The following is a 14,416-nucleotide window of genomic DNA, read 5'->3' as shown; positions in this document are numbered from 1 at the left end:
CTATCTTCAAATTCTATTCTGCTAATCTTGAAAAAAGAAAGTAATCCGATTTTAAAAAAGTTTATTTTTTGTGTCGTTGGTGTATTTTTTCTGCATTTATTGTTTTTATTATTTGGTATATACACCGCCCCTTTTATTACAATCCCCATTTTAAATTTTATCAGATTAATTAAGTCCTTTTTTTAATTAAACGTATAATTATAAATTATAATCAATAATATTTATATTTAAAGCGTTAATTATTCAGGATAATATCAATTCATGTTTTTATTTCCATTAAAACTCTAAAAATTTATTTAACGGGTTTTGAAGAAAATTATAATTAAGAACGGAGGGATAGTATGATACATGTTTCATATTCAAGTGTAAATGAAATGCTTGATCACTGGAAATTTAGGAAAAGTATGCGAAACAGGATCAAAAAAAGCTTTAATTTAGAAAGACTTTTTAAATCACACGAAAAATACCGTGATTTAGAAAGTACAGTTTATAACAAAATAAAAAAAAGAGAAGAAAAGGAAAAGAAATCCAAAAAATGAATTATTACTTTTTTTTATTCTATTCTATTTTAAATCTGTTTTTTTACGCAAGCCACTAAAAAAATCAGAAAAGTATAAATCGGTAAGCTTAGACATTAGTATAGATACAACGATTACTTTTGTAGAAGAATCAAAATAGTACTTGATATCACAAATAAACGTTTTTATTCTTGATATTTGTAAAAATTAGGCGAAAACATGTTAGAATCTATATTAAAAAACACTTCAGAAATTATATCAATCGAAGAACTAGCTGAACTTTTAAAGAACGAAGAAAAAATTGCATACATTGGTTTTGAACCAAGTGGAAGAATTCACATGGGCCATTACTTGCAGATAAGAAAAATGATCGATCTTCAAAAGGCAGGATTTAAAATAATAATATTATTGGCAGATTTACACGCATACTTAAACCAAAAAGGAACAATGGAAGAAGTAAGGGCTCTCGGCGAAGAAAACAGGAAAGTATTCGAAGCAATGGGTCTTGTTGCAGATTACGTTTATGGAAGCGAGTTCCAGCTAAAAGACGAATATACACTAGATGTTTACAAACTCGCACTTTCAACCACGTTAAATCGGGCAAGAAGGAGCATGGAAGTAATTGCCAGAGAAGACGAAAACCCGAAAGTTGCGAGTGTGGTATATCCATTAATGCAGGTAAACGATATAAAACACTTAAATGCTGACGTTGCAGTTGGTGGAATGGAGCAAAGAAAAATTCACATGCTTTCAAGGGAAATTTTGCCAAGTATGGGCTACAAAGCGCCAGTATGTATCCACAACCCGGTTTTAACTGGACTTGATGGCGAAGGTAAGATGTCTTCCTCAAAAGGAAACTTCATTGCAGTAGATGATGATGAGGATACAATTAAGAAAAAAATGAAAAACGCATTCTGTCCTATGAAAGAAGTTTCAGGAAACCCGGTTTTAGAAATTGCTAAATACTATTTAGAATACCCTGCAACTGTGAAAAGGCCAGAAAAATTCGGTGGAGATTTAGTTTTAGAAAATTACGAAGCTTTAGAAAATGCATTCGTTGAAGGACTTCACCCAATGGATGTTAAAAATCTTGTTTCAGATCAATTAATTGAAATTTTAAGACCTATCCGTGAAAAAATGAATGAATAATGATAAATAGTGAAATTATGGCGTTAGATCAATTATATTTTGGAAATACCCTGTATTCGTACATGATATTTTTAATATTCATATTTTTTGGAGTATTTTTTGGAAAAGTAATGTACATATTTTTAAATAAGTATGTACGAGTTCTTGCTGGAAAAACAAAGACTAAATTAGACGATGTAGTGCTCGATGCAGTAGAAATCCCGTTAATAATTGTGGTTTTTGTTCTATTTTTCAAGTATGGCCTAAACAATTTAGTTTTAAATGAACATTTATCTTTGTGGCTTAATGAATCCTTAACAGTTGCAATGACCTTTGCAGGGGTTTTATTTCTACTTAAAATTGTAGATGACATAATTGTAAATTATGTTGTTCCAATCGTAGAAAAGTCAGAAAATAAACTCGACGACCAGCTTGTCCCGTTAATGAGAAAACTGGTAAAATTTTTGATTTTAATTGCAGGTTTGCTACTTATTTTATCAAATGTCGGATATAACATTTCAGCACTTCTTGCAGGGCTTGGTATCGGTGGTTTGGCAGTTGCACTTGCTGCAAAAGATACTATCGAAAATTTAATTGCAGGATTTATTATAATCATCGACAGGCCGTTTAAACTGGGCGACTGGATAAAATGGGGCGGAAAAGAAGGTATTGTGGAAGAAGTTGGAATCCGGAGTACTCGGGTTCGTTCATTCGGAGACACCATAATTACTGTTCCAAATGCAAACATCGTTCAAACTGAAATCGAAAATTTCACAGAACGTAGAAAAAGACAGGTAAAAGCAACAATCGGTTTAACTTACGATACACCTGTTGACAAAGTAAAACGTGCAAAAGAAATAATAGAAAACGTTTTAACTGAGCATCACGGAGTTGTAGATCCTATAAGGGTTTCATTTGTTGAATTTGGAAGTTTTTCACTTGATTTAAGGGTAGAATACTTTGTAAGGGATTTTGGATTTGACTTCTTTTTGAATACGAAAGATGAAGTAAATATTAAAATTAAAGAAGAATTTGAGAAAGAGAATATCGAATTTGCATTCCCTACGCAGACAGTATACTACAAAAAAGAATAATTATCTATTTTTATTATTTTTAAGGGGAAATTTATGGATAAGACTTGGGCGTTGATTTTTGCAATTATTGTTGGATTTGTAGCATCATTTCAACCGATAGTAAATTCAAAATTGGGGACACATATTGGTTCTAAAAATGCAGTATTTGTAAATTTCTTAATTGGGCTCTTTTTAATCGCTCTTATAATATTAATCAGTGACCCATCTTCAATTAAACAGCTTTCAAAGGTACCGGCCATAAATCCGGTTTATCTTCTTGGGGGAATTATGGGTGTAATTATTGTTCTGCTTTCATTAATTGTAGTGCCGGAACTTGGAGCGCTTTCTGCATTTTCGATTTTTGTTGGGGTTCAATTGATAAGTGGTGCCTTAATTGATCATTTTGGAATATTTGGGATCCAAAAATCGCCCATAACTCTTTTTAAATTATTTGGAATTTTTTTATTATTGATTGGAATGAGAATACTGATTAAATAATTTATAAAACAACATAATTAATATTAAAAAACTTTTTTAAAATATTATTTAGTGATATTTCAATATCTAACTAATTATTTAGTACTATTTATGAAAACTTTATAGTAATCACTTATTTATATTGATAAAAAATAAAGTAATACTAAATATTAAATTAATACAAAAATTTGTAAAATAGTAATATTACTTATTGCTATAATTTTGTTATTTGAAATATGGTATTACTTAAAATTTGACGGAAAAATTATCGAAGTGATTGTTATGGAGTTTATTATAGGTTTTTCAGCTTTTATGCTTGGAATTATGCATGCACTCGAACCGGGTCATGGAAAATCCATAATGGCAGCATATGTGGTAGGAACAGATGCAAATCTTAAAGAATCACTTACTCTCGGTTTTACGGTTTTGTTTTCCCATGTATTCGTTATATTTTTACTCGGGCTTTTTTCAATATATCTTGTAGGGTACTTTAATATCGAATATGTAAGTACAGTAATGGAAGTTCTTGGTGGATTTATTTTATTATTGGTTGGTGCATGGATTCTTAAAAGCTATTATATTCCCCATCAACATAGTATTAATACAAATAAAGGCGCACTGGCTATCGGATTATCAGCAGGTTTAGTTCCGTGTCCTGCTGCACTTGCAGTATTGTTATTTAGCATCTCAAACAATGCGATTTTTGATGGGTTGTATTATGTAATTGTATTTAGTATCGGGCTTGCAATCAGTATTGCATTATTTTCAATACTATTTGTAAAAAGCAAAAATTTTTTAGAAAAATACGTCAAAAACGAACAAATAAACAAAATGCCGCTGATTAGTGGAATAATAATTATATTATTTGGACTTTGGAATATTTCTGGCCCATTACTCGGAATTCATTAAAATAGCTTTTTTTATTTTTTAGAATATTGTATTTTACGTAAAAAAGTAGGGAATAAAATAATAATTTTTAAATTTATCCAAAGACCATTAATACTCCATCAAGGGCCATCTGGATAGATATTGCTGTAAGTACAAGACCCATCATCTTTGTAAGTACTTTAAATCCGATTTTACCGAGCATTTTTTCCAAATCTTTTGAAAATTTGAGCACGAAGTAAGATATTATTATACAAAGTGATATTGCAATTATTACCGAGAGTTTTCCATCAAAATCACTAGTTTGTGCCATCATGGCAATAACTGCGCTGATTGAACCTGGTCCCGTAAGTAAAGGAACAGTTAAAGGAACTATTGCTATCTCATTCATATCTTCAAGTTCTTCAGCGTGGCTTTTTAAATGGGATTCAAGCTTAGGGCTTTTTTCTACCTTTGACGTGTTCCCCTGAATCATATCAAGTGCAATCAAGAAGAGTAAAACTCCACCTGTAATTTTGATTGCAGGAATTGAAATTCCAAAAAACCCGATAATCTGATTTCCAAGCAATGCAAACATCATAAGGATTGTAAACGCTGCAAGCATGGATTTTCGTATTATTTTGATTTTTTCAACTTTGGAGTACTGGCTAGTAAGGACTAAGTACGTTGGAATTACTCCAAATGGGTTTAATATGGAGAATAATGATGTAAATGCCAGTATTATAAACTGTACGTCCATATTTTCAACTTTTTTTCATTTATTGTTCTGTTACAACAGGTTATTCTTTCGTTTTATTCCTTCATATAGATCGATAGCATTTCCGTTTAAGAAGGCAGTCATTGTGTATATTACGCCAGGTGGCATGATGTTTGTTGGAGATCCCCGTTTAACAAAGTAAACGTTTTCAAATCCCAAAAGGCCGCCATAAATCATGCCTGCAATTTTTTTCAAATCTCTTACATTTTCAAGGGTAATTACCACAACAGGGTCATCAGTAGAAACTCCAGAATATCCAATTCCAGGAATTTTTTTAGGGGAGTCTGAAACACTCGAAGACGAATCGTGTCCGAATTTTTTTCCGATTTCTTCAACAAAAGTAGCGGCTTCATTTACAAAATCCTCACCGCAGTATGTATCAAACCCGATAATTAACGAATCCCCATATTCCGAAGCTGTTTTGGAAAGTGCATATGAAACACCTTCACCTGCAGTTTCAGGATCTTCTGAAACTCCATTTAAATCTTCAAAACCTTCAGCATGCTTGTGAAGTAATTTAAACACAATGTTATTAACTTCTTCAATTTTGTCTTCAGAAACAAACGATGAAATTACAATGTCGTCTCCCGTAACGTTTGTAATTTTGGATTTTACTCCAAGTTTTGACATTTCTAACTGGAGTTCTCGCTCTAGCTTTTCATTAACAACTTCGTTTGTTTCGACATCATTTGATGATATGTCGACACTTATTGAGGAGATGTACTTCACAATATCACTCTTTTAAGTTTTCGATAAAACGGTTTTACAGAGTCCAAGTCTCATCAAACTGTTATTCAGGGATTTTTCCCAGCTATTTTTCAACATTCTAAGGACATAACTATCAATATCAACGTCAATATTAGTTTTGACATCGACCAGTATTAAACCTTCGGCAGGGGATGGTGGGTAACCCTTGTTGTAATCTTTTGACAGGATTAATTCGATAAATTTTTCAGGATCTTCAAATTTGTGTTTTCCAACATCGGAAAGGAGTCTTATGATTCTTCGAACCATGTTCCAAAGAAAACTCTCCCCAAAAATATCAATAGTAATGAAATAGTCATTTGATGATATTTTAATGTCGTGAAGTGTCCTGACTGGATCCTTTACCTTTGTTTTATCCCTTTTTGATAAATTCTGGAAATAGTGTGTTCCGATAAGTTTTTCAGATGCCTTTTTCATTAGTTCGACATCGTGATTTTTATTCGGTAAGTTGTACTGATAGTGCCTGTATTCTATTTCTGGAAAAGTATCGATCTCTTTACATCCCAAAACCCATATTCCGTCTTTTTTAAGATTAGACTGAACTCTTGGGAGCACCGGTTTTTTGTCCATTTCGTAAACAATGTAATTTCCAAGTGCAGATACTCCTCGATCAGTTCTTCCCCCGTGATAGAGCGGAACCCTATCCTTGTCATCTAAATATCCACAGTCTAAAAGTGCATTTGAAATTTTGTCACAGACGGTTTCTCCGTGAGGCTGTGTTTGAAAACTTAATCTTCCATCGTATGCAATCTTAAATATGTACATTTTATCACAATTATAATTCAGGATTTCTCGGAATGTCCTTTTCGATATATTTTACAAATATATTAATTTATCGAAAATCGAAATTTCAAAATAATTATCAGTACTACATTAATCAAAGATACTTTTTTAATTATTGTATTCAAATTTTACAAAAAAAGGTATTTACATTTTTTAAAAAGTCCAATGTTTTAAAAATATTTAAATTTTAAGAAATATAATTATATTTTTAACAGTTTATCTCGTGATAATATGACAAAAGTTTTAGTAATTGACCCAAAAATTGCAGGAATGTCTGGAGACATGTTTGTTTCATCGTTACTCGCACTTACAAATTCCTACGATTTAATGGATGAAGTAATTTTGGAATTAGAAAAATTAAAAAGTTGTAACTTCTTTAAAGTATCCGTAATGGATGAAAAAGTAAACGGAATTTCTGCAAAACAGTTAAAAATTGAAATAGACGAAGAAAAAATAAAAAATCCAGACGAATTAAAAGAAATCATCATAAATACTTCTAAAAATTTAAAACTGTCTGAAAAAGGAGTTAGAATCTGTGAAAATATTATAAATGATTTAATTGAAGCAGAAGCAAAACTTCACGGGGAGCATTTTCATTTGCACGAGATATCTTCACTAGACACAGTTTTTGACATAGTTTTACCGATATTAATTTTAGAAAGAAGTGGCTTCTTAACTGGAAAAATTTATTCAACACCGCCTGCGCTTGGAAATGGAAGAATATCTATGGATCACGGGATTATTTCAAGTCCGGCGCCAGCAACACTTGAAATATTATGTAAACATGAAATTAAATGTTCAAAAGTATATTCTGACTTTGAATTATTGACTCCAACTGGAGCTGCAATTCTTTCAAACGTTACAGATGAATTTACGGACTCTTATCCAGAAATAGTTCTTTTAAAAACTGGATATGGTGCCGGTACCAAAAGAATGGAACACATTCCAAATGTATTGCGATTGGTCGAAGGAAAAACAAATGAAAAAATAATTGAAAAAACAGTAATTTTAGAAACGAATATTGACGATGTTTCTTCAGAAGTTTTGGCATACGCAGTTGAACGGCTTTTAAACGAAGGAGCACCCGATGTATTCATAACCCCAGTTTTTGGCAAAAAAAATCGGCCATCAAGTATGATTTCTGTGATATGTCCGTATCATTCCCACGAACAATTTGCAAGAATTTTAATCGAAGAAACCGGAACTCTCGGAGTTAGAATTAACCACTACGATAAAATTAGGGCTAAACGAAGAATGGAAAGATTAAAAATTACAATAAATAAAGCTGATTTTGAAATTGATGTGAAAATATCTGATTTAAATGGTGAAATTGTAAATATAAAACCAGAATTTGAAGATTTGAAAAAAATTGCGAGAATTTTGGATATTCCGTTAAGAGATGTTTTAAGACATGCAAATTCTAAAATAAAAGAAATTTATGATTTTTAAATTATGTTTTGATTACCATACTTTTAAATCAATTCCTTCAATTAAAACCCTGTTACCTTCAACTTCAACGACAACGCCGCTGTGTACTTTTTGCATCATGCAGTGAGTCGGAATAAATTTAACAGTTTTCCCAACTTCCGGAGTTTTACCCCTATACACTCCTTCAAATGCAGCAACGAGTGCAATTCCAACTTCTATGTATTCTATTTTTTCTGAATTAAACCTGTTACATGGGCCTTCAAGATGTACGACATACATACCATGGCTATCATCAATTATTTCAGCGAAATGCGGGATTGGACATCCAAGAGGCCGGTATTTGATATGATCTCCCTTTTTTATTGGATTTTTTGAAAGGATTATCAATGTTTCCCTGCAGGAATGTTCTTCTGGAAGCGGGTCGAGTAAAAAGTCAGCTTCGTAACCATCCAAAAGCCCGATAAGTCCTGTTTTGGATTCACATGTCTTTTTAATTTCAATAGGTTCTGAAGTTGATACAATTTCTTTTATTTTTTCAATATTTCCCTTAAATTCTTCTTTAAACAACAATGGGCAGTTTTCAGGGTTTTCTCCTTCAAGAATTTTTTCTGCGAAGAGATCACATCTTTTGTATCCACAAGCTTTGCAATTATATCCTGGAAGCAATTTGGTAATTTCTTTTATATTTTCCATGTTATTCACCAACATATTTGGTAAACCCGTCGATTCTTCTTAAAACTCCCCTGTGGTGTTTTTTAGCAACTTTTGTTTCTCCAACACACAAAGTACAAACACAAAGTGGGGCGTTGTGTCGTAATTCTTCATTTTCAAGATCCATTATATCTTTTGCTTCCATTATTTCTTCAGAAATTTCTGCACAACCTTGTCCGCTAAGTCCATTTACATCATATATCGTACATTTTGGGTTCATTTCAAGTACTCGTTCCCTGAATACTTCCCTTTCAGCCTGTGAAATAATGTCTCCTTTGGTTATTGCAACAACATCAGCGCTTGTTAAAAAAGGTCCGACTTTTCTAGGGGTATTTGGACCAGATGTTGCATCAATTACACAGATTCCAAGGCTGTTTTCGGTGTATGGCGCACACCTGTGGCATAGCCCTGCAGTTTCAATAATTAATGTATCAACACCTTCTTTTTCTGCCCATTCTGCCATTTCTTCTAAATTGTAAATTGCAAAATGATCAGGGCACATATCCTTACTTAATCCAACAAGTGTCGGAATTCCAAGTTTTCCGTATCTAGTATCGTCATCAGTATATAAACAGTCAATTTTAACGACTGCTGGTTTATTTCCTTTGCTTACAAGTTGTTTTATTGTATGGGTCATTACAGAAGTCTTCCCTGCACCCGGAGTTCCAGCAACAATTATCATTTTCAATATTTCACATCCAATTTAGTTAATTACCCGAAACTACCGGAGTTTCAATGTCTTTTAAATTTAATTTTTCGCCATGCCTTACTTTTTCTCTCATTGAAAGCATCCAGCTGTCAATTTCACTTAATCGCTGTGATACTTCTTTTTCTTCCTCGGTGGTTTCAATGATTTCAGTCATTCCACCATTTCTCATAACAACGCGTCTTGTAGTCATCAAAGCAAGAACCGGGTCGTGTGTAATTACCATAACGATTTTTCCGCATCCTGCAAGGAGTTCGAGTGCTTCATGTTTTTTAATTCCTGCATTTTCAATCTCATCAATTAAAACAATCGGTGAATCACTGATAACTGCAACATCTGCAACCATCAAGCTTCTTGACTGTCCTCCACTGAGTATTGTTAAGTTGTAATCTTTTTTAATCGGTTCTCCAGTAAGCTGGTTTGCCAAATCGACCACTTTATCGACAATTCCTTCAGAATTCATGCCCCTGCTTTTTGCATGCATGATTAAAAATTCTTCAACAGACATATCTGCTAAAAAGTTCATGTTCTGTGAAAGTTGGGCAATTCTTCTTTTTCTTGGATCCCTTCTCATTTCAACATCTGGAACATTTCCATTTACAAGTATTTTTCTTGAAGATGGGGTATCTCCTTGAGCAAGCTGTTCAATATCGCTTATTAAGTTAGATTTTCCACTTCCAGTTGGCCCAACTACTCCGAAAATCTCTCCTCGTTTTACAACTAATTCATTTACTTTTTCAGATTCTCCACACTTGTTGAATCCGCCGATAATTTTAATTTCTTCGATATTCATGAGTCACACCTTTTTAACTTAAATTTTTCCGAAAGTGTCCCCTCTTAATCCTCTTCTTAGAGTTTCCAGTGAAATTACTTCTTCAAATGAAATATTTCCAAGATTTACGTCATTCCCAAAACGTAATATAAATTCAACCTGCTGATTTTTTTGAGGTGCTTCAAGCATTATTTTAGACATATCAACATTTTCAGCAAGTATTTCAAGTTCTTCCTTTTTTACGTTCCCTTTTTCATCAAAAAGGCCGATTGATTTTCCGCTTTCTCTGCCTTCGATTATTACAAAGTCTGCACCGGATTCAAGGTCTTTTTTTACAAGTTCTATTCTTTCATGGATTTCAAGTTCGCCATCCAAAACGATACTTTTTTTTCCAACTTCTGAAAGAACAATGAAACCTGCTTTTTTTGCCTGCTTTATTGCGTAATCTTTATCTTCTGGTTTTAATTCCATTGAACCGTCTGATATTTCAACACATTCAAATCCGAGGTCTTTACATTCTTTTAAGAATTCATCAAAGACATCTTTTGAAAAACATACTTCAAAGAGCGTTCCTCCAGGATATGTTTTAATGCCGTATTTTTTGTAATTTTCAATTTTTTCCTTAACGACATCTCTGGGCTGAACAGCGCTTGTACCCCATCCAAATTTTGCAAAAGTGATATATTTTCCACATACTTTTAAATAATCGTTGATAAAGTCGGGGGATAGCCCTTTATCAATTACCATGGTATTTTCAGTACCTTTTTCCAAGTTTAAAAAAGAAAATGCGTTCATAATTACACAACCATATCTTATAAGAAATAGAATTGGTGAAATTTTTATTATAATATCATTTTAATGTATTATGTGAATTATCAATTATATAATTTTTTATTTGTAACAGGAATTTCATTTACAATAAGAAATATTGGGCATTAAAACCATATCGCAACCAATAAAAAATAACATGACCTATTATGTGTAGTTTAAATTTGGAGTTGATCGTATGAATATTACACGGATGCACGGTGCTGGCGGAACCGTAATGCAAAAGTTAATCAAGGAAACAATACTTGGTAACTTAGAAAATACAAAGATCGAAGGCGGAATCGGTCTTGAGTCATTAGATGACGCATCAACAATACCTCTCGGGGATAAAGAAATAGTTTTTACTGTTGATGGGCACACGGTGCAGCCAATATTTTTCCCAGGCGGAGATATTGGTAGAATTTCAGTATGTGGGACTGTAAATGACCTTTCAGTAATGGGTGCAAAACCTGTTGCACTTTCTCTTTCAATAGTTCTTCCAGAAGGCTTCGATATTGAAAAACTCGATAAAATAATGAAATCAATAAATGAAGCTTGTAAGGAAGCAGGAGTTGCCATAATTACGGGTGACACAAAAGTTTCAAATGTTGACGATATAATCATTTCATCTGCAGGTATTGGCCTTGTTGATTCGGGAAAAGCTGTAAGGGACTGTGGAATGAAAGAAGGGGATGTAATAATCGTTACAGGAAATATTGGGGAGCATGGTCTTACAATTCTCCTTACAAGAGAAGGATTCGAGTTTGAATCAGATTTAAAGTCAGATGTTGCACCAGTAAATGGAATTGTTCAGAGTGTTTTAAGTGCAGGATATGAGATCAATGCAATGAAAGACCCGACAAGAGGCGGTCTTGCAGACTCATTAAATGAAATGGCTGAAAAAAGCGATTTAGGAATATTGATTTACGAAGATCAAATCCCAATAAGTGACGAAGTTCAGGCTATTGGTGAAGCTCTTGGAATCGACCCATTAACGGTTGCAAACGAAGGAAAAGTTGTAATGTCAGTAAAGGCAGAAGATTCAGAAAAAATACTTGAAATTTTAAGGGCGCATCCTCTTGGAAAAAACGCAAAAATAATTGGAAACGTAACATCTGAACACAAAGGAGTTTTAATGGAAACAATTGTTGGAAAAAGAATTGTTGACACCCCAATGGGTGACCCGATACCTAGAGTTTGTTAAATTTTTTGAAACAATTACTTTATTTTTTATATTTTAAAATTCGGCTTTTTTCAAACATCTAAACGATTATTCTTTTACTTCCCAATTAATTCTATATTTTTGGTTTAATCTATTTTATGGGGTAAATTAATTCTTTATTTTAACAATAAGTTATAATAACAGCCTTTTAGAAAAGTATAATTGTAAGAGTTGTATTGAATTTAGGGGTTATTCAATATACGATTTGAAGAGGGGGTTAGAATGAAAATTTTCAGGCTGATTCTTTTAATGGTAATTTTGGGCGCCATTTCTGGAATTTATGCAGAAGATACCACAATATATGTAAATAATACTCATTACTGGTATCAAAGCGGTTTATTTGTGGAATCAAATAATTCTATTCAGGATGCAATAGAGCATGTGCAGGAAAATGGAATAATTGAACTAGACGATGATTTAAATGCACCTAATGGTATAGAAGTTACTAGAAACAATATTACAATTGATTTGAAAGGAAATGTTGTTTCTGGAAATTATGGGGGAATGGGAATTACGATTTCTGGAAACAATGTAGTTTTAAAAAATGGGGTAATTTCAAATTTTGATTATGGAATAGTTCTTAAAAATACCGAAAACTGTAAAATTTTAAATAACGAAGTATACGGGAATAATTACAATGGAATTTACATATTAAATTCGAAAAATAACGATATTTCTGAAAATTTAGTATATGAAAACGGGGTTATTGGGATAGTGACTTCGGGAATATATCTTGATGGATCGGAATTCAACAATATAACTAGAAATACTGTGAATAACAACATTTATAACGGAATTGAGCTATTAAATTCAAAAAATAACCTTATTTCGGGAAATAAGTTTTTTGAAAATGAGGATAATGGAATTTTCATATGGGATTCACAAAGTAATTCAATATCATTCAATGAAGTATATCAAAATGAAAATAACGGTATTTTAACAAGGGATTCTGAATTTAACACTATCGAAAGCAATAATATCTTTGAAAACGGAGATTCTGGAATATATTTCTGGAAAGCTTTTGAAAATACCTTATCAAAAAATAGAATTTCTGAAAATTCAAATGGAGTTATATTTTGGAATTCAGATTTGAATGTACTTTTCAAAAATAAATTCTTAACTAATGGAAAATCTGGAATTTCGATTGAATTTGGTACAGAATATAACACTATTTATGATAATTTGTTTAATAATTCAATAAATGTTCATTTCAAAGATTCTGGTGAAAATTATTGGAATGCCCCAGTTATAAATGAAACAAACGTACTTAATGGGGACTTTACTGCAGGAAATGTTTGGTATACTCCAGAAAATACTGGATTCAGTCAGGAATCAATAAATCAGGATTCTAACGGGGATATTATCAGTGAAACGTGCTATGAACTTAATTTTGAAAATATTGATTATTCTCCTTTAGCACCAGACACAACGCCCCCTGTTGTAAGCTTTATTTTTCCAAAAGAAAATACATTCTTCGATAAAAACGAAACAGTTTTAATCAACGTTTCAGCAACGGATAATTCTGGAATTCACTCTCTAATGCTTGAAATAGATGATAATTATAAAGAAATACCAATTCAAAATGGAACAACATATATCAAACTTTTGAATAATTTAGATTACGGAAAACACACGATAAGAATATATGCTGAAGATAACGTGGGAAACACGAATTCTTTAGTATCGAGAATATTTTCAATATCAACACCCGACACAACACCTCCAGAGATTAAAATTATTTCTCCAACTGCAAAATCCTATGCAGAAGATTCTGAAGTATCAATAAAAGTCCAAATTACTGATGAATCTGAAATATATTCCGTTTCTGCAAGACTTGATGACTACACACTGGATTTAATTGAAAACAACGGTTATTATATAAATATTTTGGATAATTTGGACTGGGGGGCCCACACATTATGGATAATTGCAACAGATATTGCAGGAAACTCAAACTATAATGAAAAAGTTACCTTTGAAATAAATGAAGGGGATATAACGCCTCCAGAGGTTGAAATAATAGAGCCTGAAAACGGAGATTCTTTCAAAGAAGATTCGAGCATATTTATAAAAGTTCAGGTTACAGATGATGATTCTGAAATTGATTCTGTAAGGGCAATGCTTGATGGAACAATTAGTTTTACTTTAACTAAAAATTCAGGATATTATACTGGAACAATAGATGATATTAGCTATGGAACACACACGATAAGAATATATGCAGAAGATGTCGAAGAAAATATTAATTCCTATGAAGTTTTAGAATTCGAAATAGAATATCCGGATTATACTTACACAAAACATGTAACAACAGATACTACTCAAAATACCTCAACCTCTAAAAATAATACTTCGACAGGTACGGGAACTGAAGACACTACAGA

Annotated in this window: 15 protein-coding genes; 8 read left to right on the top strand and 7 right to left on the bottom strand. The window is 32.4% G+C overall.

Annotated features, from left to right (window positions below; translation table 11 throughout):
• Positions 1–341: 341 nt before the first annotated feature.
• The 5 genes from HNP90_RS06320 (at position 342) to HNP90_RS06300 (ending at position 4,105) form a co-directional block, all read left to right on the top strand.
• Positions 342–539 carry a hypothetical protein gene (locus HNP90_RS06320; RefSeq protein WP_048060450.1) on the top strand — a complete coding sequence of 66 codons (198 nt, stop codon included), beginning with the start codon at positions 342–344 and terminating at the stop codon, positions 537–539.
• A gap of 198 nt (positions 540–737) precedes the next feature.
• Positions 738–1,667, top strand: a complete 930-nt coding sequence (locus tag HNP90_RS06315) for a tyrosine--tRNA ligase (protein WP_012067796.1) — start codon at positions 738–740, stop codon at positions 1,665–1,667.
• 17 nt (positions 1,668–1,684) lie between these two features.
• The gene (locus HNP90_RS06310; RefSeq protein ID WP_012067797.1) at positions 1,685–2,740 is read left to right on the top strand and encodes a mechanosensitive ion channel family protein; all 1,056 of its coding nucleotides are present in this window, start codon (positions 1,685–1,687) and stop codon (positions 2,738–2,740) included.
• Between the two features lie 33 nt (positions 2,741–2,773).
• Positions 2,774–3,217 (top strand): DMT family transporter, encoded by a 444-nt coding sequence (locus HNP90_RS06305; protein WP_012067798.1) that lies wholly within the window; start codon positions 2,774–2,776, stop codon positions 3,215–3,217.
• Between the two features lie 261 nt (positions 3,218–3,478).
• Complete coding sequence (locus tag HNP90_RS06300) at positions 3,479–4,105, top strand: HoxN/HupN/NixA family nickel/cobalt transporter (protein ID WP_012067799.1); 627 nt, start codon at positions 3,479–3,481, stop codon at positions 4,103–4,105.
• A gap of 73 nt (positions 4,106–4,178) precedes the next feature.
• On the opposite strand, the gene HNP90_RS06295 is transcribed toward HNP90_RS06300, so the two are convergent.
• The 3 genes from HNP90_RS06295 to HNP90_RS06285 are packed head-to-tail and all read right to left on the bottom strand — an operon-like array spanning position 4,179 to position 6,368.
• Positions 4,179–4,820 carry a MarC family protein gene (locus tag HNP90_RS06295; protein ID WP_012067800.1) on the bottom strand — a complete coding sequence of 214 codons (642 nt, stop codon included), beginning with the start codon at positions 4,818–4,820 and terminating at the stop codon, positions 4,179–4,181.
• 30 nt (positions 4,821–4,850) lie between these two features.
• Positions 4,851–5,567, bottom strand: a complete 717-nt coding sequence (locus HNP90_RS06290; RefSeq protein ID WP_012067801.1) for a hypothetical protein — start codon at positions 5,565–5,567, stop codon at positions 4,851–4,853.
• 12 nt (positions 5,568–5,579) lie between these two features.
• A complete protein-coding gene (locus HNP90_RS06285) occupies positions 5,580–6,368 on the bottom strand; it encodes a pseudouridine synthase family protein (protein WP_012067802.1) in 789 nt (262 codons plus the stop codon).
• A gap of 249 nt (positions 6,369–6,617) precedes the next feature.
• On the opposite strand from HNP90_RS06285, the gene larC reads away from it, so the two are divergent.
• The gene (gene larC / locus HNP90_RS06280) at positions 6,618–7,835 is read left to right on the top strand and encodes a nickel pincer cofactor biosynthesis protein LarC (RefSeq protein ID WP_012067803.1); all 1,218 of its coding nucleotides are present in this window, start codon (positions 6,618–6,620) and stop codon (positions 7,833–7,835) included.
• A gap of 12 nt (positions 7,836–7,847) precedes the next feature.
• Here larC and HNP90_RS06275 read toward each other — a convergent pair whose 3' ends face one another.
• Genes HNP90_RS06275 through comA form a run of 4 tightly spaced genes read right to left on the bottom strand, consistent with a single transcriptional unit; the run spans position 7,848 to position 10,798 of the window.
• Positions 7,848–8,507 carry a (Fe-S)-binding protein gene (locus tag HNP90_RS06275; protein WP_012067804.1) on the bottom strand — a complete coding sequence of 220 codons (660 nt, stop codon included), beginning with the start codon at positions 8,505–8,507 and terminating at the stop codon, positions 7,848–7,850.
• 1 nt (position 8,508) lies between these two features.
• Positions 8,509–9,207 carry a GTP-binding protein gene (locus HNP90_RS06270; protein WP_012067805.1) on the bottom strand — a complete coding sequence of 233 codons (699 nt, stop codon included), beginning with the start codon at positions 9,205–9,207 and terminating at the stop codon, positions 8,509–8,511.
• A 25-nt stretch (positions 9,208–9,232) separates the two neighbouring features.
• Positions 9,233–10,024 carry an ATP-binding cassette domain-containing protein gene (locus HNP90_RS06265; RefSeq protein ID WP_012067806.1) on the bottom strand — a complete coding sequence of 264 codons (792 nt, stop codon included), beginning with the start codon at positions 10,022–10,024 and terminating at the stop codon, positions 9,233–9,235.
• Between the two features lie 18 nt (positions 10,025–10,042).
• A complete protein-coding gene (comA, locus tag HNP90_RS06260) occupies positions 10,043–10,798 on the bottom strand; it encodes a phosphosulfolactate synthase (RefSeq protein WP_012067807.1) in 756 nt (251 codons plus the stop codon).
• 211 nt (positions 10,799–11,009) lie between these two features.
• On the opposite strand from comA, the gene hypE reads away from it, so the two are divergent.
• Entirely contained in the window at positions 11,010–12,014 is a 1,005-nt protein-coding gene (gene hypE / locus HNP90_RS06255; protein ID WP_012067808.1) for a hydrogenase expression/formation protein HypE, read from the top strand.
• A gap of 240 nt (positions 12,015–12,254) precedes the next feature.
• The coding region (locus HNP90_RS06250; protein ID WP_181486644.1) for a NosD domain-containing protein at positions 12,255–14,416 on the top strand (2,162 nt) is incomplete at its 3' end.

It is taken from the genome of Methanococcus maripaludis, assembly GCF_013760955.1.
Taxonomy (GTDB): Archaea; AGJL01; Methanococci; order Methanococcales; family Methanococcaceae; genus Methanococcus; species Methanococcus maripaludis_A.
Note: the sequence above shows the minus strand (reverse complement) of the source record. Positions and strands in the feature narration are given on the sequence as shown.

Bases quoted from the DNA above. Each gene is read 5' to 3' on its own strand.
- HNP90_RS06270 (WP_012067805.1), bottom strand. From the start codon at position 9,207: ATGATAATTGTTGCTGGAACTCCGGGTGCAGGGAAGACTTCTGTAATG.
- HNP90_RS06305 (WP_012067798.1), top strand. From the start codon at position 2,774: ATGGATAAGACTTGGGCGTTGATTTTTGCAATTATTGTTGGATTTGTA.
- larC (WP_012067803.1), top strand. From the start codon at position 6,618: ATGACAAAAGTTTTAGTAATTGACCCAAAAATTGCAGGAATGTCTGGA.
- HNP90_RS06295 (WP_012067800.1), bottom strand. From the start codon at position 4,820: ATGGACGTACAGTTTATAATACTGGCATTTACATCATTATTCTCCATA.
- HNP90_RS06275 (WP_012067804.1), bottom strand. From the start codon at position 8,507: ATGGAAAATATAAAAGAAATTACCAAATTGCTTCCAGGATATAATTGC.
- HNP90_RS06265 (WP_012067806.1), bottom strand. From the start codon at position 10,024: ATGAATATCGAAGAAATTAAAATTATCGGCGGATTCAACAAGTGTGGA.
- HNP90_RS06315 (WP_012067796.1), top strand. From the start codon at position 738: ATGTTAGAATCTATATTAAAAAACACTTCAGAAATTATATCAATCGAA.
- HNP90_RS06320 (WP_048060450.1), top strand. From the start codon at position 342: ATGATACATGTTTCATATTCAAGTGTAAATGAAATGCTTGATCACTGG.
- HNP90_RS06300 (WP_012067799.1), top strand. From the start codon at position 3,479: ATGGAGTTTATTATAGGTTTTTCAGCTTTTATGCTTGGAATTATGCAT.
- comA (WP_012067807.1), bottom strand. From the start codon at position 10,798: ATGAACGCATTTTCTTTTTTAAACTTGGAAAAAGGTACTGAAAATACC.
- HNP90_RS06310 (WP_012067797.1), top strand. From the start codon at position 1,685: ATGGCGTTAGATCAATTATATTTTGGAAATACCCTGTATTCGTACATG.
- HNP90_RS06285 (WP_012067802.1), bottom strand. From the start codon at position 6,368: ATGTACATATTTAAGATTGCATACGATGGAAGATTAAGTTTTCAAACA.
- hypE (WP_012067808.1), top strand. From the start codon at position 11,010: ATGAATATTACACGGATGCACGGTGCTGGCGGAACCGTAATGCAAAAG.